This is a genomic window from Pelagibacterium halotolerans B2, from assembly GCF_000230555.1.
Classification (GTDB): domain Bacteria; phylum Pseudomonadota; class Alphaproteobacteria; order Rhizobiales; family Devosiaceae; genus Pelagibacterium; species Pelagibacterium halotolerans.
Genome location: NC_016078.1, coordinates 3366522 through 3390070, shown reverse-complemented (window position 1 = coordinate 3390070; position 23549 = coordinate 3366522). Strand labels below are relative to the sequence as shown.

The window sequence follows — 23549 nt, the reverse complement described above, 5'->3', positions numbered from 1 at the left end:
GCCCCCGATCAGGTACAAGTTATCAATTCCCAACAAGGCTGATTCTTCTTTCATGAGCGACACGCCCCCGACCCCCAACGATGCAGACTATGGCGCGGATTCGATCAAGGTCCTCAAGGGGCTGGACGCGGTCCGGAAACGCCCGGGCATGTATATCGGGGATACCGACGATGGCACGGGCCTGCACCACATGGTCTATGAGGCCGTCGACAATTCCATCGACGAGGCGCTGGCCGGCCATGCTGATCTGGTTTCGGTCACGCTCAACGCCGACGGCTCGGTGACGGTGACCGACAATGGGCGCGGCATTCCCACCGATATCCACAAGGAAGAGGGGATTTCGGCGGCGGAAGTGATCATGACCCAGCTCCATGCGGGCGGGAAATTCGACCAGAATTCCTACAAGGTCTCGGGCGGTCTGCACGGGGTGGGGATTTCGGTGGTCAACGCGCTTTCGGTCTGGCTCAGGCTCAAGATCCGCCGGGCGGGCGGCATTTACGAGGTGAACTTCACCCATGGGGTGGCCGACGGGCCGCTGAGGCGGATCGGCGATTATGTCGAAGACAAAAAGCCGGGCACCAATGAAGGCCGTTCGGGCACGGAAATCACCTTCATGCCTTCGAGCGAAACCTTCACCATGGTCGAGTTCGACTACAAGACGCTCGAACACCGGTTGCGCGAACTGGCGTTCCTCAATTCGGGCGTCCACATCATCCTGCGCGACAAGCGGCATCCCGAAATGGTCGAGACCGACCTCATGTATGAGGGCGGGCTGGAAGCGTTCGTCCAGTATCTCGACAAGAACAAATCGGCGCTGCTCGACAAGCCCATTTCGCTGATCTCGGAAAAGGACGGGATCACCGTGGAAGTGGCGCTGTGGTGGAACGACAGCTACCACGAGAACGTCTTGTGCTTTACCAACAACATTCCCCAGCGCGACGGCGGCACCCACCTTGCGGGCCTGCGCGGCGCGCTGACGCGGCAGGTGACCGGCTATGCCGAACAGAGCGGGATCACCAAGCGCGAGAAGGTCTCGCTGACGGGCGACGATACCCGCGAGGGGCTGACCTGCGTGCTGTCGGTCAAGGTTCCGGACCCCAAATTTTCGTCCCAGACCAAGGACAAGCTGGTTTCGTCCGAGGTGCGTCCGGTGGTGGAAAACGTCGTCAACGACAAGCTCAACCAGTGGTTCGAGGAACATCCGGCCGAAGCCAAAGCCATCGCCACCAAGGTGGCCGAGGCCGCGGCGGCCCGCGAAGCGGCGCGCAAGGCGCGGGAACTGACCCGCCGCAAATCGGCGCTGGAAATCTCCTCGCTGCCCGGAAAGCTGGCGGACTGCCAGGAGCGCGATCCGGCCAAGGCGGAAATCTTTATCGTCGAGGGCGATTCGGCGGGCGGTTCGGCCAAGCAGGGGCGCGACCGCGCCACCCAGGCGGTGCTGCCGCTGCGCGGCAAGATTTTGAATGTGGAACGCGCCCGGTTCGACCGGATGATTTCATCGGATCAGGTGGGCACGCTGATCACGGCGCTGGGCACGGGGATCGGGCGGGAAGAGTTCAATCCCGACAAGCTGCGCTACCACAAGATCATCATCATGACCGACGCCGACGTGGACGGGGCCCATATCCGTACGCTGCTTTTGACCTTCTTTTACCGGCAGATGCCCGAAATCATCGAGCGCGGGCACCTCTATATCGCCCAGCCGCCGCTCTACAAGGTGACGCGCGGGCGCTCCGAGCAATATCTCAAGGACGAGCGGGCGCGCGAGGATTACCTGCTGGCCGGCGGGGTCGAGGATGCGGTGCTGACGACGCGGGCCGGATCGGCCCATGCGGGGCCGGACCTGCTCTCTATCGTGGAACAGGCGCGCGATCTCAACCATCTGATCGACAACCAGAACGCCCGCTACAACAGGCAGATGATCGAACAGGCCGCCGTTGTGGGCGCGCTCGATCCGGCGGTGATGGATAATCCCGAAACCGCCCAGGGGCTTGCCGACCGGGTGGCCAACCGGCTCAACCGCATGTCGGACGAAACCGAGCGGACATGGGAAGGCCGGCTGGACGGGGAGGGCGGATATGTCTTCTCGCGAATTGTGCGCGGGGTGACGGAAAGTCATACGCTGGACGCGGCGCTTTTGGGCTCGGCCGATGCGCGCAAGCTGCGCAACCTTGCGGGCAAGCTCGACGAAATCTATGGCGGAGTGCCGACCCTGAGCCGCAAGGATATCCAGAGCGAGGTTTATGGGCCCCGCTCGCTGTTTGCCATCGTTCAGGCCGCCGGCGCCAAGGGCGTTTCCATGCAGCGCTACAAGGGGCTGGGCGAAATGAACGCCTCCCAGCTTTGGGAAACCACGATGGACAAGGACGGCCGCACGCTGCTCCAGGTGCAGATCAAGGAAACCGACGACGCGGATTCGATCTTTTCCCAGCTCATGGGCGATCTCGTCGAACCGCGGCGCGATTTCATTCAGGACAACGCGCTGGCGGTTTCCAACCTGGACATCTGATCGGCAGGCGGGCTGGCAGCACTGTGAATTGGGCCCCGGAGCGCAAGCTCCGGGGTTTTTGTTGGGACGACTTGTCTGGATTTCAAGCCGGTGCGTGATCGTCACTTCGATCCAAACCGCTCGATTGCGTCGGACAATGTGACATGCCCCCTGCACGATCCGTTGCCCCCAGACATTTCGCCGTTCTCCAAGGCCGTAGCGTAGAGAACGGCCGGATCGGCCTCCAAGCGGCCTCTGAGGGCGGCGAGGCGGGGCCAGCGGGTCTTGTCGGCCACCTGATGGACGTCGAGCCAACGGGCAACGCCGATGAGAATACCATCGGCCAGCGTGGGATGCTCGGCGACCAGAAATCGCGTATCTCCGATCATCTCTTCGAGCCGATCATGGCGTTCAATCACACCATCGCCGCCCCAGACCTTGAGGGCCGATTGCATTGCAGGGTTGGGCGGCTGCATTTCCATTGCGGCCCAGAGGGGCCCGAACGCACCGGTGAAGCCGGTGTTGATGAAGGCCATGAACTGACGCATCCGGTCGGCGTCACGCGAAAGGGGGGCAAAGCTGATCCGACGCCCAGTGTCCCGGGCCTCCAGCCATGCCGCGATTGCCATGGTTTCGGTAAGCACATCGCCTTGATCGGTGATCAGGGCGGGCGTTTCGATGCGCGGGTTTATTCGCCGGTAGGAGGGGTCACGCATCTCTTCAAGCATATCGACGCGGCAGAGCCTGTATGGGCTGCCCATCCATTCGAGAGCGGCGACGAGTCCCATGGAGCTTCCCGCAGGAAAGCCGTATATCAATATGGGTTCCATGTTCTTGTTCTCCGTGATTTCTTTCGATCACGCTGCGCAGCAAGGCCGGACCCTAGCGGGCGGGCGAACAAAGTAAATTACGCACCTTTTTGTTACCACGAGTTGCAGATGAAAGACCTTGTTTCGCGCTGTCCGATCGAAGAGGTCATGCAGGTCCTCAGCGGCCGCTGGCCAACATTGCTGATCTATTATCTCAAAGAGGGCACGAAGCGCTTCAGCGACCTTCGCCGGGACAACCCGACCATCTCCCACAAGATGCTGACGCTCGAACTGCGCAAGCTCGAAGACGCCGGCATCGTCTGCCGGACCGAGTTCGGTGGCTATCCGCTTCGGGTCGAATACGACCTGACACCGGCCGGCGACCGGCTGGTGCCGCTCATAGATGCGTTGGGCGACTGGTGGGAGGAAGTTGACGGCAATGCCGAACCCGAGGGCGCGGCCGGCCCGGCCATTGCCGATTCGCAGCCTGCACCCCCGGGCTAAGCGCAAACCGGGTGCCGCACGCGGTAGGGATCGAAGGGCGGTTGGCGCCTAAACTGTTGCGCGGGGGACACAATCGCTTGCGAGAGTGGAAAATGTCCCATAAACCGGCCACATTTGACGCCGATAGCGTTATGCGTCGAAGAAACGCCCGACGCGGGTATAGCGTTGTGTGAGGGTGCCGATGGGTGCCCTTGGAGTGCCAAATATCGACCCTTGTTCTCCTCATGACGGCCGAAAGTGACCTTTGATGGATCTTCGTCTTTCTCCCGATGATCGCGTCGATGCCGGCGCGCAGCGCAAGCCCAAGAATGCGCGTGGGCAATCGGCAACCCGTTCGGGCGATGGCCCGCAGGGCGGCAAGCCTCGCCGGCCAAAGGGGCAGAAGGTGAAGAAAAAGCGCTCGGGCGGGATGAAGTTCATCGTCGGCTTTGCCTATTTCTGCTTTACGATGCTGCTTTTGGGCGGTGTCGCGGTGGCGGGAATCATCGTCTATTACGGGCAGGATCTGGGGTCGTCCTCGACCTGGGAAGTGCCCCAGCGTCCGCCCAATATCCGGGTTCTGGCATCAAACGGGCAGCTTCTGACCAATCGCGGGCAAACTGGCGGCGAAGCGGTGGGCATCCACGAATTGCCCCCTTATGTGGGCCAGGCGGTCGTTGCGAGCGAAGACCGGCGTTTCTACAGCCATTTCGGGGTCGATCCGATCGGCCTGACATCGGTGGCCCTGGAAATGATCCGGGCCGGCGGCATCACCCGTGGCGCCTCCACCATTACCCAGCAGGTCGCCAAGAACCTGTTTTTGACCCCCGACCAGACCCTGGGCCGCAAGGTGCAGGAAGCGCTGCTGGCGGTGTGGCTGGAGCAGAACTATTCCAAGGACCAGATCTTGGAGCTCTATCTCAACCGCGTGCATTTCGGGTCCGGTTCGACCGGCATCGAGGCGGCGGCGCAGACCTATTTCGGCATTTCGGCGCGCAATCTTTCGCTGGGCCAGGCGGCCATGCTGGCCGGCATCCTGCCGGCGCCGAGCTATTACAATCCGCGCACCCATCCCGACCGGGCCGCGGAGCGCCAGCGGCTGGCGCTCGCCAATATGGTGCGCGCGGGTTACATCACCCAGCAGGAGGCCGATGCCGCTGCCGAGAACATGGATGCCAATATCACCACCCAGCGGGTGGCCGGCACCGAATATTACGTCGCCGACTGGGTGGAAACGCTCATGAACGACTATCTGGGCGAGGTGAACGAGGACGTCGTCGTTTCGACAACGCTCGACTGGGATATGCAAAAGCAGGCCGAATTCGTCATCAAGGAGGCCGTGGCGGCCCAGGGCGAAGACCTGAACTTTTCCCAGGCCGCCTTTGTGGCCATGGACACCGAGGGACGGGTGCGTGCATTGGTGGGGGGCGTCGATTACAGCCAATCGAGCTATAACCGCGCCGTGACCTCGCGGCGTCAGCCGGGTTCGGCGTTCAAACCCTTTGTCTATCTCGCCGCCCTGCAGCAGGGCTATACGCCCGACACGCTGATGGTGGACGAGCCGCTCGACTATGAGGGCTGGCAGCCGGAAAACTCAAACGGCCGCTATGTCGGGCCGGTGCTGTTACGCGACGCGCTGGCCTTTTCCATCAACACGGTATCGGCGCGCCTGGCCATCGATATCGGACCTGAAAATGTGGTGGAGACGGCCTATCGGATGGGCTTTTCCACCAATTTCCAGCCCGTGCCCTCGATCGCGCTGGGCACGCAGGAAGTCTCGCTGCTCGAGTTGACCAGCGCCTATGCCCCGTTCGCCAATGGCGGTTATGGCGTGGTGCCCAATGTGATCACGCGGATCACCACAACCGATGGCGAAGTGCTTTTCGAGGAAACGCCCGCCGGACCGGGCCGCATCCTGACCGACGAGCAGGTGGGCATGATGAACGACATGCTCCAGACCGGCGTTCAGGCCGGAACGGGAACGCGGGCGCAACTGGGCAACTGGCCGATGGCCGGCAAGACCGGTACGACCCAGCGCAACCGCGACGCGCTGTTTGTGGGCTATACCGCAAGCCTTGTGGGCGGGGTGTGGCTGGGCAATGACGACGATACGCCCACCCGGGTGTTCGGCGGCCAGATCCCGGCCCAGATCTGGCGCGATATCATGACCGAAGCCCATGAGGGCCTGCAGTCCGCGGCGCTTCCGGGCAATTACGTCAAACTGCAGGACCGGGTGGCGGTGCCGATGCAGGACACGATGCCGGCCACCGGAACGCCGGTGACCTTCGACCAGATCCAGGGCCAGCCGGGCCAGCAGCCGACTCCGCTGCCCCAGCAGCAGATACAGCCGCAACAGCAGCAACCCGTAGCGGTGCCGGCCGATGACGGGATCGGCGGGCTGCTCAACGGGCTGTTCGGCGGATAGGGCCGGCGGCGCACGCCATCCTTGAAAAGAAAAAGCCCGGGCAATCGACCCGGGCTTTTTTGCGCATTGCGAACGCCATTTTGCCTGTTGACTTGGAGTGTACTCTAAGCCGTAGCTTCCCATGCGTCGTGACGAGGGACGGGCGTTCATGAAGATTGGCGAATTGGCAAAGCGCTCGGGACTGACGGCCCATACGATCCGCTATTATGAGCGGATCGGCCTTATTCCCTATGCCGACAGGGACCGGTCGGGCCAACGGGACTACGACGCATCGATCCTTGTCTGGATAGAGTTTCTCGACCGTCTCAAGACAACGGGAATGCCGATCCGGGACATGCTGCGCTACGCGGCCTTGCGGGCGGGCGGGGTTGAGACCGAAGCTCAACGCCGCGATCTGCTCGAACGGCACCGCGAACGCGTCCGCGCACATGTCGCTGAACTGGAAGCCTCTCTCCTCGTCCTCGACACCAAGATTGCCGGATATGCCGGCAAGGATCATGAGGATGAAAAAGTATGACGCATCAGCCCCCCGATATGGACGAAAGCCGGCTCGAACGCGGCAAACGGGCGCTTGCCGAAATCGACGGCGAAGCCGGCCACAGTGTCATTGCCGCTCTGGCCGACATCGCCCCCGACTTTGCGAACTATGTGTTCGAATTCCCGTTCGGAGACATCTATAGCCGCCCTGGCCTTGACCTGCGGGCCCGCGAAATCGCCACCATCGCGGCGTTGACGGCCATGGGCACTGCAACGCCGCAGTTGAAAGTGCATATCGAGGCGGGTCTCAATGTCGGGTTGACCAGGGACGAAATCACCGAGATCATTATGCAGATGGCCGTCTATGCAGGCTTTCCCGCGGCGCTCAACGGGTTGTTTGCGGCAAAGGACGTGTTCGATGCACGGGCCTAGAGCGTGTCCAGCAAAAGTGGAAACGGTTTTGCGGTTCGGACACGCGATAAAACAAAGGCTCAGAGCCAAGGATTTGATTCAATCAAATCCTGAACGGCTTTAGAGGGCCATCAGGCTCGCGCCATTGGCCTTGAGCCAGGCCTTGGGGCGCTCGTAGTGGGGACACGTTCGCGCGACGGTGCGCCAGAAGACCGGCCGATGGTTCATTTCGAGAATATGGGCCACCTCATGGGCGGCGACGTAATCGAGCACATCGGGCGGGGCAAGGACCAGCCGCCAGTTGAAATTGAGGCGGCCGGACGACGAGCACGAGCCCCAGCGGGTCGACTGATCGCGCAGGACTATACCGGCCATTTCGACCCCCAGATTTTGCGCGTGGCGGGCGCAGGCGATCTCGAGATCGCGGCGCGCCTCGGATTTGAGCCAGTCGATGAGACGACGGCGCATGTGATCGGGGCCGCCCGGCACATGCAGTTCGGGCTCAACGCCACCCTCGACAAGGCTGACGAGGCCGCGCACCCGATCGAGGCCGACCAGCCGGTGCGGAATGCCGCGCAGGGGAATGATGGCGCCCGGCGCCAGGGCATAGGGGGTTTGGATGCGCTGGAGACGGGCCGACAGCCAGCCGCTGTTGCGCTCGAGAAAGGCCCGCGCCTCGGGCCAGCGTCCGGCGCGCGGCATTGTCAATACCGGTTCGCCCCGCGCCGAAACGCTCAACCGATACGAACGGGCCCGCGCATTGACCCGCACGCCGACCGTGACCGGGCCGGAGGTTGTCACGACCTCGGTGGTTTGGGGGATTTCCGGGCGGGCAAAAAGGCGGGACAGCCCCATGCGTGATCTCGTTCGAGGAGAAGGGAATCGCTTGGCCCCATTATGCAGGCTGGCCGGACCGACAAAACAAAAAAGAAGCGGCGCGCCGGAAAGGAGCATGCCGCTTCTCCTGTTACGCGTCCAGACGCGATGGGCGGAGGCTGCCTGTCGCCGGAGCGTTGCAAAAGGGTGCCTTGGGCGGAGGAAACCCAAGGCGCGGCCGGGGACCAAAGGGAGGGGGAACAATCCACCGGCCGAAGGGAACATTTCAAGGAAACTTCACCGGCCCGTGGGCCGGTGATCTGTCTGGTGTCAGTACCCCTGACGCTCGCCGCCATCGTCGTTGCGGTTGTCGTCATGGCGGGGGGCATTGCGGTCCCGCATGAAGCGATCGAACTCTTCGCGGTCACGCGCCTTGCGCAGATTGGCGAGGTGTTCTTCGAAGGCCGCACGATCTTCCTCGAGCTTGCGGCGTTCCTCGTCGAGGCGCTTGAGCTGTTCTTCGCGATACTCGTCGAAGGCGGCGTTGCCCGTGGAGGCGGCGCCATAATGGCGCGGGCCGCAATTGCGGGATTTGAAATGGGCCTTCTGCCGGGTGACCCAGGCGTCGGCCTTTTCGCGGCTGCCGCCCATATATTCGCCCCAAAGGATGTAGGCGAGGACGGCCATGCCAAGCGGCCAGAAGATGATAAAGCCCAGAACCATCAAAGCGATGGTTAGCGGGGACCATGCGGGTTTGATAATTGCACTGTTCATGTTGCGGTCTCTCCAGTCTCGAACACTCCAGAATTTGGGGTGGCTGGCGCCCGCATCAAGGGTTGGCGCATAAATTTATCGGTCTTGAAATCTGCTATAGAGTGCCCATAGACCCGCCCGGAGAGAAGAAAAGATGAGCGAAATCACCGAGTCCGGCGCCCCGATTCCGGCGCGCAGCGCCAATCCCATGCGGCTCGAAACGCTTGTGCTTTTGCGTTGGCTGGCCATTTCGGGCCAGCTCATCACCGTCGTCTTCGTGCGCTACGGGCTGGGATATGACGTTCCGCTGGGGGCCTGCCTGCTGCTGATCGGGCTTTCGGTGCTGGTCAATGCGGGGCTGTTGATCCGCTACGGACCGGGACACCGCCCGTCGACCCGGCTGGCATTCCTGCAGCTCGCCTATGACAGTCTGCAGCTCGGCGGACTGCTCTATCTCACCGGAGGGCTGGGCAATCCGTTTGCCATATTGCTTCTGGCGCCGGTCTCGGTTTCCGCCTCGACGCTGGCCTCGCGCGAAACGATCTGGGTGGGCACGCTGGTCATAGCGATCGCGAGCGTGTTGTCGCTGTTTCACATGCCGCTGCCCTGGATCGAGGGGCAGAGCTTTGAGCCGCCGCGCATCTATCTCACGGGCGTGTGGATCGCCATCCTGTGCGCCGTGGGTTTCGTTGCCGGATACACAAACAAGGTGGCCCACGAAGCGCGCCAGCTTGTCGATGCGCTGACCATCACCGAGCTCGCCCTGTCGCGCCAGCAACAGCTTTCCGCGCTCGACGGGCTGGCGGCGGCGGCGGCGCACGAGCTGGGCACGCCGCTGGCAACCATTGCCCTGGCCGCCAAGGAGATCCGGCGTGACCATGGCGAGGGGGAACTGGCCGAGGACCTCGATCTGATCATCGACCAGGTGGCGCGCTGCCGGGCGATCCTGGGCAAATTGCGGAGCCTGAGACCATCGGGATCGGATCTTTTCGACAGCGCCACGCTCTCCGACATCGTTGCCGAACTGGCCAAGGCCCATGAAGGGCCGGCGCTGGTCGAGGGCAAGTCGATTTCGCTCGCCCAGACCCGGGCCGAGCAAGACGAACCGGTGATCGCGCGCAACGTCGCACTGCTCTACGGGCTGGGCAACCTTATCGAGAATGCGGTGCAGTTCGCGAAGGTGAATGTGACGATCCGCGCCGTCTGGGACGGGAAGCGGGTGATGATCGCCATAATGGATGACGGGCCGGGATTTCCGCCAGACCTTTTAAGCCGGCTCGGGGAGCCCTATCTGACAACCAAGACAAAGGACCGGTTCGATCCGCGCCATCCCGATGGCGGGGGCGGGCTGGGGCTTGGCGTGTTCATTGCCAAGACCCTGCTCGAGCGGACCGGCGCCACGCTCAAATTCTTCAACGCGCGCCCCAATGGACACGCCTGCGTGGAAATCAGCTGGCCGCGCGATACGCTGGTGCGCAACGCCGCCCGCGACCTATAGCCCACCCCGGCCGCCAAGGGCCGGAAAGTTTTGACGTTTTCGCCGCAATTGGCCATAACCGGAATGCGAGAGGATCAAGGCCGATGACAGACATTTCCGAGCTTGCCGAAAGCGAGCGCACATTGCTGCTTGTCGACGATGACAAGCCGTTCCTGACCCGGCTCGAAAGGGCCATGGACAAGCGGGGCTTTATCGTTTCGATTGCCGATACGGTGGCCGGCGGGCTGGCTGCGGTCAAATCCAACACCCCGGCCTTTGCGGTTGTCGATCTGAGGCTCGAGGACGGCAACGGGCTGGCCGTGGTCCAGGCGCTGCACGAGCACCGGCCCGATGCACGGGCCGTGGTTCTGACCGGGTACGGCAATATCGCGACCGCGGTCACTGCGGTCAAACTGGGGGCTGTCGATTATCTCGCCAAACCGGCGGACGCCGACGACATCGTCAAGGCGCTTCTGGCCGGGGAAGAAGAGATCAAACCCGAGCCGCCGGAAAATCCCATGTCGGCCGACCGGGTGCGCTGGGAGCATATCCAGCGGGTTTACGAATTGTGCGACCGCAACGTTTCGGAAACCGCCCGTCGGCTCAATATGCACCGGCGCACGCTGCAGCGGATACTGGCCAAGCGCGCGCCGCGCTGACCGGCAAACCGACCATCCCGGGAGACCGCAATGACCGTCGAGCTGAGCTTTAACGGTGCTGCGGGGACGGTTACAGGGTCGTGCTACCGGATCGTTCACGACAGGGGCAGTTTCCTCGTCGATTGCGGGCTGTTCCAGGGCACCAAGACCGAGCGCGAACTTAACGAAAAACCGTTTCCCTTCGATCCGGCCGGCCTCGATTTCGTGCTTTTGACCCATGCCCATATCGATCATGTGGGACTGGTGCCCCGGCTCTACGCAAAAGGCTATCGTGGACCGCTGCATGCGACCGCGGCCACCAACGGGCTGATCGAATACCTTCTGGCCGACGGGGCAAGCATTCAGGAAAGCGAAGCCGAGCGGGAAAACAGGAAGCGCAAGCGCCGGGGCGAGGCGCCCCTGCCGCCACTCTACACGCTGGCCGACGCCGAAGAGGCGCTCAAACACAGGATCGATCATCCCTATGGCGAATGGATAGAACCCCAACCCGGCGTCCGGGCGCGGTTCTGGAATGCGGGGCATATACTGGGCTCGGCCTCCATCGAAATCGAGGTCGAGGATGGCGGCAAACCGGTGCGGCTCTTGTTTTCGGGCGATCTGGGGCCCGATGAGAAGGTCTTTTATCTCAAGCCCGGTGCTCCGGCCGGTTTCGACTATGTGATCTGCGAATCGACCTATGGCGGGCGGGACCGGGCCGATTACACGCTGCAAACGCGCCGCGCAGCGCTGGCCGCCGAAATCGAAGCGGCCCTGGCGCGAGGCGGCAATCTGGTCATTCCGGCCTTTGCCGTGGAGCGCAGCCAGGAATTGCTGCACGATATCGGGACGCTGATCAAGGACGGTACGATCAATCCCCAGCGCGTGTTTCTCGATTCTCCCCTGGCGCGGCGGGTGACGCAGGTTTTTGCCAGATACGCCAATGAGTTCGCCGACCTCGAACTGTCGCCCGAGCAATTGTTCAACGATCCGCGTTTTTCGATCACCGAGAGTGTCGAGGAATCCAAGGCGATCAACATGATTGCCGGCGGCGCCATCATCATTTCGGCCTCTGGCATGGCCGATGCGGGGCGGATCAAGCACCATTTGCGCAACAATCTGATCCGCCACAACGCGACGGTGCTGTTTGTCGGCCATCAGGCGCGCGGCACGCTGGGGCAGGTGATCCAGTCGGGCGCAAGGGAAGTGACCATTCACGGATCGCAGGTTCCGGTTCGGGCCACGATCCGCTCGATCGACAATTACTCGGCCCATGCCGACCATTCCGAACTCATTGCCTGGATCAAAGCGCGGTTGCCCATCCATGGAACGCTGTTTCTCACCCATGGCGAGGACGCGGAACGGGCCGCGCTGCGCAAGGCGGCAATGGCCCTGGGACTGGCCGGCGACCAGGTGCTCGCCCCCTATCTCGACGACCGGGTGGCGCTACAGGCGGGCGGAACCGGCAGGATCGTCGCGACGGGCACCGGGCGGATCGAAACCAGCCAGATCGGGCATGACTGGCACAATGGTTATGCCGAGCTGATGATTGCGCTTTCCGATGCCCTGAGGGCCGCACCAACCGATTCGGACCGCGAGGCGATGATCGAAAGGCTCAAGGCCGCGCTGGCGGCGGAATAGGGCGGCGGTTCGGTCAAACCTGAGCAGCCTTGGGGCGCTCCTATTCCGCCGCCTGCTGATTTTCGGGTTCAGGCTGGGTCGGGCTTTCGCTTTTGGGGCCGGCGATCAACAGGCGCTGCTTGCGGCGGCGGCGGGTGATGCGGACCTGCTTGACGCGGCGGGCATCGGCGCGGGTGATCTCGAATTCAAAGCCCTTGAGCTTTGAGACGACCTCGCCGCGCACCGGCACACGGCCGAGCATGGCAACGATCAATCCGCCCAGCGTATCGACTTCCTCGGCATATTCACCGGGGTCGAAGTCGGAGCCGATGGCCTCGATCAGGTCGCTCAGTTCCACACGGGCGTCGGCGACGAAAATATCGTCATCGACGGTGCGCAGCATCGAGGCTTCGTTTTCGTCGTGTTCATCCTCGATGTCGCCCACAACCGCTTCGAGCAGGTCCTCGATGGTGGCAAGACCATCGGTGCCGCCATATTCATCGATCACCACAGCCATATGCATGCGGGTGGCCTGCATGGAGGCCAGAAGGTCGGTGACCGGCATGGAAGGGGGCACGAACAGCACCTTGCGCACCAGATCGAGCTTGCCGATGCGCTGCTTGAGCACGGGGGTGACGAATTTGACCGGGCTTTGAGTGTTGTGGCCGTTCGATCCGTTGCCGGCGGTCGGGGCGGCCGATTTGGCCGGCTCGGTGACCTTTTCGAGCACGTCCTTGATGTGGATCATGCCCACGACATTGTCGAGGCTCTCCTCGTAAACCGGCATGCGCGAATGGCCGACCTGGCGGAAACGATCGATGACGTAGCCGACATTGACGCCCGATTCGACCGCCTCGATATCGGCGCGGGGCACCATAACGTCTTCGACACGCAATTCGCCGAGCTTGAGCACATTTTGCAAAATGGCACGCTCGGATGCGGAAAAGGTGGTGTCGGTGGACAGGAACGGGCCTTCAAGCGCTTCCTTGAGATCGGTCCGCAAGGAGGCGGGCCTGCCAGGCAGACGGGCGCGAATCCGCGCCCATAGCGATGGCTTGTAGTCGCTCGAAGGTGAATGTGTGTGGTCGCCCTCAGGGCGATGCGGCCGGCGCGCCGCGGCGCTAGATTGATCGCTATCGGTCATTTGGGGTGCGGTGGGCATTTGTCTTTTCGGCCCGACCGTCGGCACTCCGTATCTTGTTGCGCAAAGATCAGTCGTTCAAAAGAACCTGACCATCATAGGGGTCTGGATACCCCAACAGCCCCATAATATCGGTTTCTCTTGCCTCCATGGCAAGGGCTTCGTTCTCAGTTTCGTGGTCATAGCCCAAAACATGGAGCATTCCATGCACCAGAAGATGGGCGAAATGGTGCTCGAAAGGCTTTTCGAGTTCGTCGGCCTCGGCCACCAAAGTCTCATACGCCAGCGATATGTCGCCCAGAAGACCTTCTATGGCATCGTCGGCGTCGAGGGCTGGAAAAGACAGCACATTGGTCGGCTTGTCCTTGTCGCGCCATTCGCGGTTAAGCGCCTGCTGGGAAGCGTCGTCGGTCAAAAGCACCGAGATTTCGCAGGGGCCGTCGATGGCAAAGCCGGAATTTTCCAGCGCGGCCGTCAGAACACGCTCGGCCAGAGGCGCCAGGGTTTCCGGCCAATCGCCGTTTTCGATGTTGATCTCGACGGAAAGCGTCAAACGTCGAGCTTTCCTTCGGAGGCCGGGCTCTTGCCGGTTGCGCCCTCATAGGCCCGCACGATCCGCGCCACGAGGGCGTGGCGCACAACGTCCTTGTCCGTAAAGCGGGTGGTGTGAATGCCTTCGACATCGGAGAGGAGGTGGAGGGCTTCGACGAGACCGGATTTCTCCCCGCGCGGCAGATCGACCTGGGTGGGATCGCCGGTGATGATCATTTTCGAATTTTCGCCGAGCCGGGTCAGAAACATCTTCATCTGCATCGATGTGGTGTTCTGGGCCTCGTCCAAAATGACGGCGGAATTGGCGAGGGTACGCCCGCGCATGAAGGCGAGCGGAGCCACTTCGATGGCGCCGGACGCAATGCAGCGCTCGACCACTTCGGGCTGCATCATGTCGTAAAGCGCGTCGTAAAGGGGCCGGAGATAGGGATCGACCTTTTCCTTCATGTCGCCGGGCAGAAAGCCCAGACGCTCGCCCGCTTCCACGGCGGGGCGGGAGAGGATGATGCGATTGATTTCGCCGCGCTCAAGAAGGGTCGCCGCATGGGCGACGGCGAGATAGGTCTTGCCGGTGCCGGCGGGGCCGACGCCGAACACCATTTCGAAGCGATCCATGGCGCGGATATAGCCATCCTGAGCCGGGTTGCGGGCGACGATGGTGGCCTTGCGCGTGGCGATCTGGGCCATGCGCACCTTGCCGCGCTTTTCGAGCGTGGGGAGCGAGAGCTGGCTATCTTCGGACTGGACCATGCGGATGACGCCATCCACATCGGCGGGGCCGACCACCTTGCCCTCTTCGAGCATGTCGTAAAGCGATTCGAGCGCGCGGCGCGCCTGATCGACGGCATTGGCGCCACCGCGCAGCATCACGTGATTGCCGCGCGAATTGGCCTGGACCCCCAGGCGCTGCTCGATGAGCGCCAGGTTCTGGTCGAATTCGCCGTACAATTGGGAGACGAGCCGATTGTCTTCGAACGCCAGTTCGAGATGGGCGGCGGCGGACTGGTCGGGTTGCGACCGCAAATTCCGTGTCAAACGCGAGGGCTCCGGGGCAGCGTTGCGACTCTCTAACAGTTGGTAAACATATCAGACAGCGATTCTATCGGCTGTGACAATTCTGCCTTCGAGCGAATTTTTTGCCTGACCGATGATTTCCACCGGCAGGATTTGGCCGATCAGGTCCTTTTCGGCGCTGATGTGAACGGCCTGCAGATAGGGCGAGCGGCCCGCCACCTGGCCCGGATTGCGGCCGGGCTTCTCGATAAGCACCGGAAGGGTCATGCCAACGCAGCCCGCGTTGAACTGTTGCGACTGGCGGGTGATCTCGGCCTGCAGAATTTCGAGGCGTTCGGCTTTGACGTGTTCTTCGATCTGATCGTCCATCTGCGCGCCGGGCGTGCCCGGACGGGTGGAATATTTGAACGAAAAGGCCGAGGCGTAGCCGATTTTTGCGACCATATCGACTGTCGCCTGGAAATCGGCGTCGGTCTCGCCGGGAAAGCCGACGATGAAATCGCCCGACAGGGCCATATCGGGACGGGCGGTCCGAATACGGTCGATGATTTCATAGTACTCGGCAGCCGTGTGGCGGCGGTTCATGGACTTCAAAATCGCATCCGAACCCGACTGCACGGGCAGGTGCAGATAGGGCATGAGCTGAGGCAGATCGCGATGGGCGGCGATCAACTCGTCATCCATGTCGCGCGGATGGGACGTGGTATAGCGGATACGCTCGATGCCATCGATTTCGGCCAGCATATGGCAGAGCGCGCCCAGGCTGACCGGGCGGCCATTTTCATCGAGCCCGTGATAGGCGTTGACGTTCTGGCCCAGAAGGGTGATTTCACGCACCCCGGCATCGGCCAGCCCGCGCGCCTCGGCGAGCACCTGGGCGACGGGGCGGGAGACTTCGGCGCCGCGCGTATAGGGGACGACACAGAACGAACAGAATTTATCGCACCCTTCCTGCACGGTCAGGAACGCCGTCAGGCCGCGCGAAATGGTGACTTCCTTTTTTGCCGCCGGAAGATGGGCGAATTTGTCTTCCTCGGGGAAATCGGTATCGATCACCCGGCCCGTCTGGGCCTTCGAGAGCAGTTCGGGCAGGCGGTGATAGGATTGCGGGCCAAAGACCAGATCGACCGCCGGGGCGCGGGCCATGATCTCCTCGCCCTCGGCCTGGGCAACACAGCCGGCCACCCCGATCAGCATTTTCTTGGCGCCCGGGGCGCGTTCATTGCGGAAATCGCGGATGCGGCCAAGCTCGGAATAGACCTTTTCGGCGGCCTTTTCGCGGATGTGGCAAGTGTTCAACAGCACCAGATCGGCCTCGCCCATCTCCGATGTCGGCGTATAGCCGTGCGGCGCCAGCGCGTCGGTCATCCGGTCGCTGTCATAAACATTCATCTGGCAGCCATAGGTCTTGATGAAGACCTTCTTGGCATTGGAGAGATTTGGCTGTTTGTCGCTCATTGGCGCGGTTTACACCACTTCCCCGTCTCTTGGCAAAGGGTCACAGCGATTGAGGGCGTTGAGCATGCGCCGGACGGTATTTTCGGCCCGTTGTGCGTTTCGTTTGCGGTCGCCCTGGGCGGGTATGGGCGCGCCGAAGGCGAGAACCACATCCTTGGGGCCCGATCCGAGGATGGCGCCGAGATTGTCGCCGATACCCATATCGCCGATCCAGGCGATCTGACGGCGTTCGGACCGCGAGAGGGGGAGGCCGGAGATTTTTGTATAGGCGATGGCGAGAGGCTGGATCCTGGCCCCGTCCTGTAGGGCGGCGCCCATGAGGGCTGAACGAAACGGCAGGACATGGGTGCCGATGCCGGAGGTGCCTTCGGCAAAGAGCAGCACGGGAACGTCCTGGGCAATGCGGGCGCTCATTTCGGCTGCGGTGCGGCGGGTGTCGGTGCGGCGGGTGCGGTCAACGAAGATGGTCCTGTGCAGCCTTGCGAAGGTGCCGATCACGGGCCAGCGGGCAACTTCGGATTTGGCGACGAAGCTTACGGGCAGCTTGCTGGCCACGGCAACGATATCGAGCCAGCCGATATGGTTGGCGACAATAAGGACGGGGCCTTTCGCCAAAGGTTGGCCGGCCAGCGACACGCGAAGGCCGAGACCGAAGGCAACCAGCTTGAAAAAGATTGCGGGCAGGACCTGCCAGAAGGGGAGACGCAAGGCGACGATCGAAAGCTGGACGGGCAAGCCAAAAAGAGTGAAGGGCAGGACGATGAATGCGAGGAACACGATGCGCAGCGTCATGTTGGCGGCCGGACCGTCCGGGTTTTTGACAGAACGCGCCAGAAACCCAGCTCGCTGCCCCGGCGAAAGCCGGGGTCCATGAGCGCCTGCCACCAACAACAGCATGCGGGGAGACGCTGCTGGGCCCCGGCTTTTGCCGGGGAAGCGGCTGGAGCAATGGCTAGAGCATTTCCGCTTTTCTTCGAGTCGCGAAAATCCTCTAAGTTGTTGTTTCGTCGCGCGTCCGAACCGCAAAACCGGTTCCACTTTTGCTGGACGCGCTCTAATGGCCGGAGCACCAGAATGCCTAGCCGTCCTTGTCTTTCAAGGGGATGGCATAGAGTTCGAGGCGGTGATCGACGAGCTTGTAGCCGAGCTTTTTGGCGATCACCTCCTGGATGGCCTCGATCTCCTCGTTGCGGAATTCGATGACCTTGCCCGAGCGGATATCGATAAGGTGATCGTGGTGCTCGTCGGGGATCTGCTCGAAACGGGCGCGGCCGTCCTTGAAATCGTGCTTGGTGACCAGCCCGGCTTCCTCGAACAGATTGACCGTGCGATAGACGGTGGATAGCGAAATACGCGGATCGATGGCCGAAGCGCGGCGATAAAGCTCTTCAACGTCGGGGTGATCGGTGGCCGCTTCGAGGACACGGGCGATGACCCGGCGCTGGTCGGTCATGCGCATGTTGCGCGTCACGCATTGCTCTTCAAGCGTTGCTTCGGTGAAAGGCTCGTTGCCCATGCCCGCCTCGCGCATCTGTGCCGATAGGTGATCGGGTTAGCCGATCGGCGCAGCCATGACAAGGGCGGTGGCGATGCTGCCGTCGGGCTTTGGGTAATAGCCCTTGCGTGTGCCGATATCGATAAAGCCGAAGCGGCGGTAAAGCGCGATGGCAGGCGCGTTGGTTTCATCGACCTCGAGAAAGAGGGTTCTGACCGGACTCATGGCGAGATCGGCAAAGGCTGCGTTCAGCAGCGCGCGGCCCAGCCCATGGCTGCGTCTTCTGGGGTCCACCGCGATGGTGAGCAATTCGGCTTCATCGCCGGCAATGCGCAGCATGGCAAAACCGGAAATTATGCGCTTGGCGTCGGTTGCGACATAGGCGGGGGTCGTTTTGGGATCGGCGAGATAGGCTGCGAAATCGGACGTGGGCCAGCCGCGATAAAAGCCCTGGGCGTGCAGTTTTGCGAGCGCGGACGCATCGCGGGTTTCGCCGCGCGCGATATGCAGGCCGTTGGGGGCCGTCCAGAAATTCATTTTCGCGCCACCCCGAACCCGAGCTGGGGCTTGGCGTCGGCGGCGCGGATATAGGTGGGATCGGGCGGAAACGCTTTGGGGCGTGCCCTTGAGGCAAAGGCCGCCATGAGGGCGATATCGATCATCGGATCGTCCGGCGTTGTGCGGGCGGCGATCTGGAGGATCTGTTTGAGATCGACGAGGTCTGCCTTGTCGCGCGGCTTTCCCGGCCCCGAAAAGCTCTGGCGGTAGGCTTCGCCGCGCCTGGCATCGACGATCAATTCGCTTGGCCCCTCGTGCGAGAGCGAAAGGGCGAGCAGCGAAGGGATGCCGATGACCGGGATGTCGAGCGCCAAACCGAGCCCGCGGGCCGTGGAAAGCCCGATGCGCAGACCGGTGAACGAGCCCGGGCCGGTGGTGACGGCGACGCGGTTGAGCGATTGATAGGTCAGCCCGCAGCGGTCGAGCAGCGTTTGGATGGCCGCGAAAATAATCTCGGCGTGACCCTTGGCAACGTCGCGGATTTCGCTCTCGACGCTGCCGTCGGGCAAGACAAGCGCCAGTTGCAGGCGTTCGCGGGCTGTATCGATGGCAAGGGTGACGGGCGTGCTCATGGCGATTTCGATAGGCCGAAACGAAAAACCCCGCAAGCTGTTTGGGCTTGCGGGGTTTTTGTGTTGGCTGCGTTGCAGCCCTTCTAAGGCGTGAGGCCTAACTGCTTGGCGACTTTAGTGGTCGTGTGGATCGAACCGAAAAAGTCTGCAACTTTTTCTGTCCGCTCTCCTAAATCTGCTGGACCTGTTCGACGCCGGGAACGAAGTGGCGGAGCAGGTTTTCGATGCCTGATTTGAGCGTTGCCGTCGATGACGGGCAACCCGAACAGGCGCCCTGCATGTGCAGGAAGACCGTGCCTTCCTTATAGCCCTTGAAGGTGATATCGCCACCGTCCATGGCGACGGCCGGGCGGACACGGGTGGCAAGGAGTTCCTTGATGACTTCGACGGTTTCGGCGTCGTCATCGTCGAAAAATTCATCGCCCGTATCGGCAGGCTCGGCGGCGGCGCCTTCGGCGAGGATGGGCTTGCCGCTCATGAAATGTTCCATGACGGCGCCGAGAATGGCGGGCTTTATGTGCGCCCAATCAATGGGTTCGTCCTTGGTGACCGATACGAAATCGGAGCCCAGGAACACGCCCGAAACGCCATCGACCGAAAACAGCGCCGAAGCAAGCGGGGACATCCGGGCCATATCGGCGTCGCGGAAATCGCGCGGTTCGCCGGGCAGGACGTCGCGGCCGGGGAGGAATTTGAGCGTTGCCGGATTGGGGGTCACTTCGGTCTGAATGAACATTTTTCCGCCTCTCGAGGCTCTTTAGAATTATTCCAAGTTGGATTGGAAGATAATCCTTTTGCGGACAAATGCAAGGGGCTGGGGAGGGTGCGGCGGCGCGGGGGTGGCATCTTCCACCATCGTCATCCCGGGCGAAGACCCGCGATCCAGCAACCGGCAGGGTCAAGGTTCTTTGTCCGGTTCGGAGGGTACTGGACCCCGGCTCAAGGCCGGGGTGACAGCGGGTGGGTTTGACGGGGCTGGGTCCAGGGCCGGGATCAGGCCGCTACACCCAGCGGGCATGACCCCCATTCAGCACAATGCGGCGAGATCGGCGTCCGAAATCGTGCCCGGGACCACGGTGACCGGCACGCGAAATGCGTTGGCGCCGCGCGCCGCGATGGAGGCGACGAGGGGGCCGGGGCCTTCCGAGGAATCGGCGGCGGCGAGCACCAGAATGGCGACGGCGGGGTCTTCGGCGATCTGGGCCTCGACGGCGTCGGTCTTCTTGCCCTCGCGAATCACCCGCTCGACGGCGATCGAGCCGAAGGCGGCGATGTTGGCGGCGTGACGGGCCTGAAGGGCTTCAAGATTTTCGTAGGCCTCGGCCCGCATCACTTCCTCGACGCCCAGCCAGTGCTGGAAATTGTCGGGCTCGATGATCGAGAGCAAGACCACGGTTCCGCCGGTACGGCGTACGCGCAGGGCGGCAAAGGTGACCGCCTTGGCGCATTCGGGGCTTTCGTCCACGACGACCAGAAACTTGCGTTTGTATTCGTCGTCGTAACGGTCCTGGGTGTCGGGCAAGCGCTTTTGTCCGGAGCTGATTTACGGAGGGCGATGCTGCCACAGCGCGCGAGGGGCGCGCAAGTGGCAGCATGCAGTCCAATTGTGGTCAGCGAATAAAGCCCACGATGTCGCGGACTTCGAGCATGGTTTTCGCGGCGATCTCGCGGGCCCTGTCGGCGCCCGAACGCAGGATGGTTTCGATCTGGGCCGGGTCGGCGACCAGCCGGCGCATTTCATCGGCCTGGGTGGCAAGGACCGAAACGGCAAGATCGGCAAGGGCGGGCTTGAATGCGCCGAACCCCTGGCCGCCATATTCGGCGAGAACCTCGGCCACCGATTTGTCGGAAAGCGCCGCGTAGATGCCGACAAGATTGGCCGCTTCGGGGCGGTTTTCCAGACCCTTTTCCTCGCTGGGCAAGGCGTCGGCGTCGGACTTGGCCTTCTTGATCTTTCTGGCGATCGTTTCGGCGTCGTCCATCAGATAGATGGTGGCCATGTCCGAACCGGATTCGGACTTGCTCATCTTTTTGGTGCCGTCGCGCAGGCTCATGACGCGGGTGGCCGGGCCGGTGATGACCGGCTCGGGCAGCGGGAAATACGCCTCTTCGAACCCATTGGCGGCAATCGAGGGGGCGAAGTCGTGGTTGAACTTGGCGGCGATGTCGCGGGACAATTCGAGATGCTGTTTCTGGTCGTCGCCCACGGGCACGTGAGTGGCCTTATAGAGCAGGATGTCCGCGGCCATCAGCGAAGGATAGGCGAACAGGCCCAGCGAGACGTTTTCGGAATTTTTGCCCGCCTTGTCCTTGAACTGGGTCATGCGGCTCATCCAGCCCATGCGCGCCACGCAATTGAAGATCCAGGCCAGTTCGGCGTGTTCGGCAACCTGGGACTGGTTGAAGATGATGTGGGCGGTCGGATCGACACCGGCCGCGATATAGGCGGCGGCAATTTCATAGGTCCAGCGCTTGAGGTCGGCGGGATCCTGCCAGACGGTGATCGCATGCATGTCGACGACGCAATAGATGCACTCGAAATCGTTCTGCAGCGGCACGAAGCGGCGGATGGCGCCGAGATAGTTGCCGAGATGCAGATCGCCCGAGGGCTTGATGCCGGAAAAGACGCGATCGGTGAAAGGCATTGGACTTAAGGTCCCTTAATGTTTGACGAAACATGCCCGGAAAGGGGCAGCACAAGGGTTTAGAGCCTCAGCGCCGCCGCCGCAAGCGCGCGAGGACCGCGCCGAGCGGCTGGACACCGCTGACATGGAGCAGCGCGAAGTAAAGCCCGGCGCCCAGAGCGCAGATGGCGAGCAGGGCGAGCGCCTGAAGCGGGAAGAAAAAGCCCGGCGCGAAGACCGAACCGGCCAGCAGCGCCAGAGCCCACAGCGCCAGCCCCATGGTTATGGCAACGCCGAGCGTACCGGCAAGGGTCATGGCTTCGCGACCCTCGAGCCGGAAATGGCCGCGCCGCGCCAGAAACAGGACCAATAGGCCGACATTGACCCAGGCGGAGGTCGAGGTGGCGAGCGCGATGCCGATGTGTTCGAGGTGGGGGAACAGGGTGAGCGACACGCCGATATTGACGATGAGCGACACCCCGGCAATGAGGGTCGGGGTCTTTGTGTCCTTGCGCGAAAAGAACCCGGGCTGGAGGACGCGCACCAGCACGAAGGCCGGCAGGCCGAGCGAGAAACCCATAAGGGTGTGGGATACCGCCACTGTCGCCGCCGCATCGAATGCGCCGCGCTCGAACAGGACCCGCACGATGGGCTGGGCCAGCGTAAAGAGCGCAACGGCGGCGGGCAGGGTCAGCACCATGGAGAGCTGGAGTGCCTGGCTCTGGGACGCTCGGGCTTCGATATCGCGGCCCGAGGACAGATGGCGGGAGAGTTCGGGCAGGAGCACAGTGCCGATGGCGATGCCGATAATGCCCAGGGGAAGCTGATAGAGCCTGTCGGCGTTGGCGATAATCGCGATGGCGGCATCGGCCTGGGAGGCGATGACCGTGCCCACGAAGACATTGATCTGGATGATGCCGCCCGCCGCGATGGCCGGGAGAGCCAGCAGCCAGAAGCGGCGCACCTCGTCGGTATAGCGCGGCATGCCGATGGCGGGCAGGAACCCGGCGCGGCGGATGGTGAAGAACACCAGGGCCAGTTGCGCGATGCCGCCGGCCATGGCGGCGACCCCGAGCCAGAAGGCGACATCGGCGGGGTTTTCCAGCGTCCAGATGGCGAGGGGCACCAGAACGGCGATGTTGACCAGGTTCAAAAGCACCGGGGCGAAGGCGGCGGCAAAGAATTTTCCCAGCGAGTTCAATATCGCGCCATAGGCCGCCATGAGCGACATGCAGGCGAGATAGGGGAACATTATGCGCGAGAGGAAAACCGTGAGCTCGAATTTTTCCGGATCGCCCACAAAGCCGGGGACGAACACCATCATCACCGGTTCCATGAAAATCTCGGCGAGGATGGTGACGATCAGAATGGCGGCGACCAGCCAGCTCATGATGCGGCCGGCCAGCTTTTTGGCCCCGTCCGCCCCTTCGGTTTCCAGCGCGCCGGAAAACATGGGCACGAAGGCGGTGTTGAACGCCCCTTCGGCAAACAGGCGCCGGAACAGATTGGGCAGGCGGAAGGCGGCCTGGAAGGCATCGGCGGCCGGGCCGATGCCGAGCACGGCGGCGATCAGCGCGTCGCGGATAAAGCCGAAAATGCGCGAGAGGAGGGTAAGCCCGCCGACGCTCATGGTGTTGCGAAAGAGGGTCATGGGCGGGGTTGGGGACATTTGAGCCGGTGGCAAGCCCCCCTCCCCCGCCGCTTTGCGGCGACCTCTCCCCCCAAGGGAGAGGTGGAAACA

22 protein-coding genes and 1 pseudogene are annotated in these 23549 nt (G+C 62.6%); 8 read left to right on the top strand and 15 right to left on the bottom strand.

Features of this window, described 5'->3' with window-relative positions; genetic code table 11:
* Positions 1–52: 52 nt before the first annotated feature.
* Entirely contained in the window at positions 53–2509 is a 2457-nt protein-coding gene (gene gyrB / locus KKY_RS16640; protein WP_014132547.1) for a DNA topoisomerase (ATP-hydrolyzing) subunit B, read from the top strand.
* Positions 2510–2610: 101 nt separating this feature from the next.
* Here the strand turns inward: gyrB and KKY_RS16635 are convergent, their stop codons facing one another.
* A complete protein-coding gene (locus KKY_RS16635; protein ID WP_041528854.1) occupies positions 2611–3318 on the bottom strand; it encodes a glutathione S-transferase family protein in 708 nt (235 codons plus the stop codon).
* A gap of 108 nt (positions 3319–3426) precedes the next feature.
* On the opposite strand from KKY_RS16635, the gene KKY_RS16630 reads away from it, so the two are divergent.
* From KKY_RS16630 to KKY_RS16615, 4 genes and pseudogenes are all read left to right on the top strand, one after another.
* Positions 3427–3801, top strand: a complete 375-nt coding sequence (locus KKY_RS16630) for a winged helix-turn-helix transcriptional regulator (RefSeq protein WP_014132545.1) — start codon at positions 3427–3429, stop codon at positions 3799–3801.
* 247 nt (positions 3802–4048) lie between these two features.
* Positions 4049–6205, top strand: coding sequence for a transglycosylase domain-containing protein (locus KKY_RS16625; protein WP_014132544.1), 2157 nt, complete (start codon positions 4049–4051; stop codon positions 6203–6205).
* Positions 6206–6353: 148 nt separating this feature from the next.
* Positions 6354–6885, top strand: a pseudogene (locus KKY_RS16620) (MerR family transcriptional regulator).
* Entirely contained in the window at positions 6785–7114 is a 330-nt protein-coding gene (locus KKY_RS16615; RefSeq protein ID WP_338048545.1) for a carboxymuconolactone decarboxylase family protein, read from the top strand. Before KKY_RS16620 ends, KKY_RS16615 begins: the two are co-directional and overlap by 101 nt.
* Positions 7115–7213: 99 nt before the next feature.
* Here KKY_RS16615 and KKY_RS16610 read toward each other — a convergent pair whose 3' ends face one another.
* Positions 7214–7948: a M48 family metallopeptidase gene (locus KKY_RS16610; RefSeq protein ID WP_041528852.1), complete on the bottom strand. Its 735-nt coding sequence runs from the start codon at positions 7946–7948 to the stop codon at positions 7214–7216.
* 291 nt (positions 7949–8239) lie between these two features.
* Positions 8240–8683 (bottom strand): DUF2852 domain-containing protein, encoded by a 444-nt coding sequence (locus KKY_RS16605; protein ID WP_014132540.1) that lies wholly within the window; start codon positions 8681–8683, stop codon positions 8240–8242.
* Between the two features lie 133 nt (positions 8684–8816).
* Between KKY_RS16605 and KKY_RS16600 the strand changes: the two genes are divergently transcribed.
* The 3 genes from KKY_RS16600 to KKY_RS16590 all read left to right on the top strand — a co-directional run bounded on the left by KKY_RS16600 (position 8817) and on the right by KKY_RS16590 (position 12415).
* Positions 8817–10160: an ActS/PrrB/RegB family redox-sensitive histidine kinase gene (locus KKY_RS16600; RefSeq protein WP_014132539.1), complete on the top strand. Its 1344-nt coding sequence runs from the start codon at positions 8817–8819 to the stop codon at positions 10158–10160.
* 83 nt (positions 10161–10243) lie between these two features.
* The gene (locus tag KKY_RS16595; protein WP_014132538.1) at positions 10244–10798 is read left to right on the top strand and encodes an ActR/PrrA/RegA family redox response regulator transcription factor; all 555 of its coding nucleotides are present in this window, start codon (positions 10244–10246) and stop codon (positions 10796–10798) included.
* 30 nt (positions 10799–10828) lie between these two features.
* Entirely contained in the window at positions 10829–12415 is a 1587-nt protein-coding gene (locus tag KKY_RS16590) for an MBL fold metallo-hydrolase (RefSeq protein ID WP_014132537.1), read from the top strand.
* A 40-nt stretch (positions 12416–12455) separates the two neighbouring features.
* Here the strand turns inward: KKY_RS16590 and KKY_RS16585 are convergent, their stop codons facing one another.
* The 12 genes from KKY_RS16585 to murJ all read right to left on the bottom strand — a co-directional run bounded on the left by KKY_RS16585 (position 12456) and on the right by murJ (position 23459).
* On the bottom strand, positions 12456–13556 hold the full coding sequence (locus tag KKY_RS16585) for a hemolysin family protein (RefSeq protein ID WP_139305085.1): 1101 nt from the start codon (positions 13554–13556) through the stop codon (positions 12456–12458).
* 49 nt (positions 13557–13605) lie between these two features.
* Positions 13606–14088, bottom strand: a complete 483-nt coding sequence (gene ybeY, locus KKY_RS16580) for an rRNA maturation RNase YbeY (RefSeq protein ID WP_014132535.1) — start codon at positions 14086–14088, stop codon at positions 13606–13608.
* Positions 14085–15122 carry a PhoH family protein gene (locus KKY_RS16575; RefSeq protein WP_014132534.1) on the bottom strand — a complete coding sequence of 346 codons (1038 nt, stop codon included), beginning with the start codon at positions 15120–15122 and terminating at the stop codon, positions 14085–14087. The genes ybeY and KKY_RS16575 overlap by 4 nt, the downstream gene beginning before the upstream one ends.
* A 51-nt stretch (positions 15123–15173) precedes the next feature.
* Positions 15174–16559: a tRNA (N6-isopentenyl adenosine(37)-C2)-methylthiotransferase MiaB gene (gene miaB / locus KKY_RS16570; protein WP_014132533.1), complete on the bottom strand. Its 1386-nt coding sequence runs from the start codon at positions 16557–16559 to the stop codon at positions 15174–15176.
* Positions 16560–16568: 9 nt separating this feature from the next.
* On the bottom strand, positions 16569–17351 hold the full coding sequence (locus tag KKY_RS16565) for a lysophospholipid acyltransferase family protein (RefSeq protein WP_014132532.1): 783 nt from the start codon (positions 17349–17351) through the stop codon (positions 16569–16571).
* 286 nt (positions 17352–17637) lie between these two features.
* Positions 17638–18075, bottom strand: a complete 438-nt coding sequence (locus tag KKY_RS16560) for a Fur family transcriptional regulator (RefSeq protein ID WP_041529586.1) — start codon at positions 18073–18075, stop codon at positions 17638–17640.
* 36 nt (positions 18076–18111) lie between these two features.
* A complete protein-coding gene (rimI, locus tag KKY_RS16555) occupies positions 18112–18591 on the bottom strand; it encodes a ribosomal protein S18-alanine N-acetyltransferase (protein ID WP_014132530.1) in 480 nt (159 codons plus the stop codon).
* Positions 18588–19184, bottom strand: a complete 597-nt coding sequence (gene tsaB, locus KKY_RS16550; RefSeq protein ID WP_041528851.1) for a tRNA (adenosine(37)-N6)-threonylcarbamoyltransferase complex dimerization subunit type 1 TsaB — start codon at positions 19182–19184, stop codon at positions 18588–18590. Before tsaB ends, rimI begins: the two co-directional genes overlap by 4 nt.
* A gap of 169 nt (positions 19185–19353) precedes the next feature.
* Complete coding sequence (locus tag KKY_RS16545; protein WP_014132528.1) at positions 19354–19920, bottom strand: NifU family protein; 567 nt, start codon at positions 19918–19920, stop codon at positions 19354–19356.
* 291 nt (positions 19921–20211) lie between these two features.
* Positions 20212–20706, bottom strand: a complete 495-nt coding sequence (locus KKY_RS16540; RefSeq protein WP_014132527.1) for a universal stress protein — start codon at positions 20704–20706, stop codon at positions 20212–20214.
* An 88-nt stretch (positions 20707–20794) separates the two neighbouring features.
* Positions 20795–21829: a tryptophan--tRNA ligase gene (gene trpS, locus KKY_RS16535; protein WP_014132526.1), complete on the bottom strand. Its 1035-nt coding sequence runs from the start codon at positions 21827–21829 to the stop codon at positions 20795–20797.
* 67 nt (positions 21830–21896) lie between these two features.
* The gene (murJ, locus tag KKY_RS16530) at positions 21897–23459 is read right to left on the bottom strand and encodes a murein biosynthesis integral membrane protein MurJ (protein WP_014132525.1); all 1563 of its coding nucleotides are present in this window, start codon (positions 23457–23459) and stop codon (positions 21897–21899) included.
* Positions 23460–23549 lie beyond the last annotated feature (90 nt).

What these genes read in the sequence shown, in the direction of transcription:
- KKY_RS16630 (WP_014132545.1), top strand. Translation starts at nt 3,427, where the DNA reads ATGAAAGACCTTGTTTCGCGCTGTCCGATCGAAGAGGTCATGCAGGTC.
- KKY_RS16560 (WP_041529586.1), bottom strand. Translation starts at nt 18,075, where the DNA reads ATGGGCAACGAGCCTTTCACCGAAGCAACGCTTGAAGAGCAATGCGTG.
- KKY_RS16565 (WP_014132532.1), bottom strand. Translation starts at nt 17,351, where the DNA reads ATGACGCTGCGCATCGTGTTCCTCGCATTCATCGTCCTGCCCTTCACT.
- KKY_RS16635 (WP_041528854.1), bottom strand. Translation starts at nt 3,318, where the DNA reads ATGGAACCCATATTGATATACGGCTTTCCTGCGGGAAGCTCCATGGGA.
- murJ (WP_014132525.1), bottom strand. Translation starts at nt 23,459, where the DNA reads ATGACCCTCTTTCGCAACACCATGAGCGTCGGCGGGCTTACCCTCCTC.
- gyrB (WP_014132547.1), top strand. Translation starts at nt 53, where the DNA reads ATGAGCGACACGCCCCCGACCCCCAACGATGCAGACTATGGCGCGGAT.
- KKY_RS16600 (WP_014132539.1), top strand. Translation starts at nt 8,817, where the DNA reads ATGAGCGAAATCACCGAGTCCGGCGCCCCGATTCCGGCGCGCAGCGCC.
- tsaB (WP_041528851.1), bottom strand. Translation starts at nt 19,184, where the DNA reads ATGAGCACGCCCGTCACCCTTGCCATCGATACAGCCCGCGAACGCCTG.
- miaB (WP_014132533.1), bottom strand. Translation starts at nt 16,559, where the DNA reads ATGAGCGACAAACAGCCAAATCTCTCCAATGCCAAGAAGGTCTTCATC.
- KKY_RS16625 (WP_014132544.1), top strand. Translation starts at nt 4,049, where the DNA reads ATGGATCTTCGTCTTTCTCCCGATGATCGCGTCGATGCCGGCGCGCAG.
- KKY_RS16595 (WP_014132538.1), top strand. Translation starts at nt 10,244, where the DNA reads ATGACAGACATTTCCGAGCTTGCCGAAAGCGAGCGCACATTGCTGCTT.
- KKY_RS16605 (WP_014132540.1), bottom strand. Translation starts at nt 8,683, where the DNA reads ATGAACAGTGCAATTATCAAACCCGCATGGTCCCCGCTAACCATCGCT.
- KKY_RS16610 (WP_041528852.1), bottom strand. Translation starts at nt 7,948, where the DNA reads ATGGGGCTGTCCCGCCTTTTTGCCCGCCCGGAAATCCCCCAAACCACC.
- KKY_RS16585 (WP_139305085.1), bottom strand. Translation starts at nt 13,556, where the DNA reads ATGCCCACCGCACCCCAAATGACCGATAGCGATCAATCTAGCGCCGCG.
- KKY_RS16590 (WP_014132537.1), top strand. Translation starts at nt 10,829, where the DNA reads ATGACCGTCGAGCTGAGCTTTAACGGTGCTGCGGGGACGGTTACAGGG.
- trpS (WP_014132526.1), bottom strand. Translation starts at nt 21,829, where the DNA reads ATGCCTTTCACCGATCGCGTCTTTTCCGGCATCAAGCCCTCGGGCGAT.
- KKY_RS16545 (WP_014132528.1), bottom strand. Translation starts at nt 19,920, where the DNA reads ATGTTCATTCAGACCGAAGTGACCCCCAATCCGGCAACGCTCAAATTC.
- rimI (WP_014132530.1), bottom strand. Translation starts at nt 18,591, where the DNA reads ATGAATTTCTGGACGGCCCCCAACGGCCTGCATATCGCGCGCGGCGAA.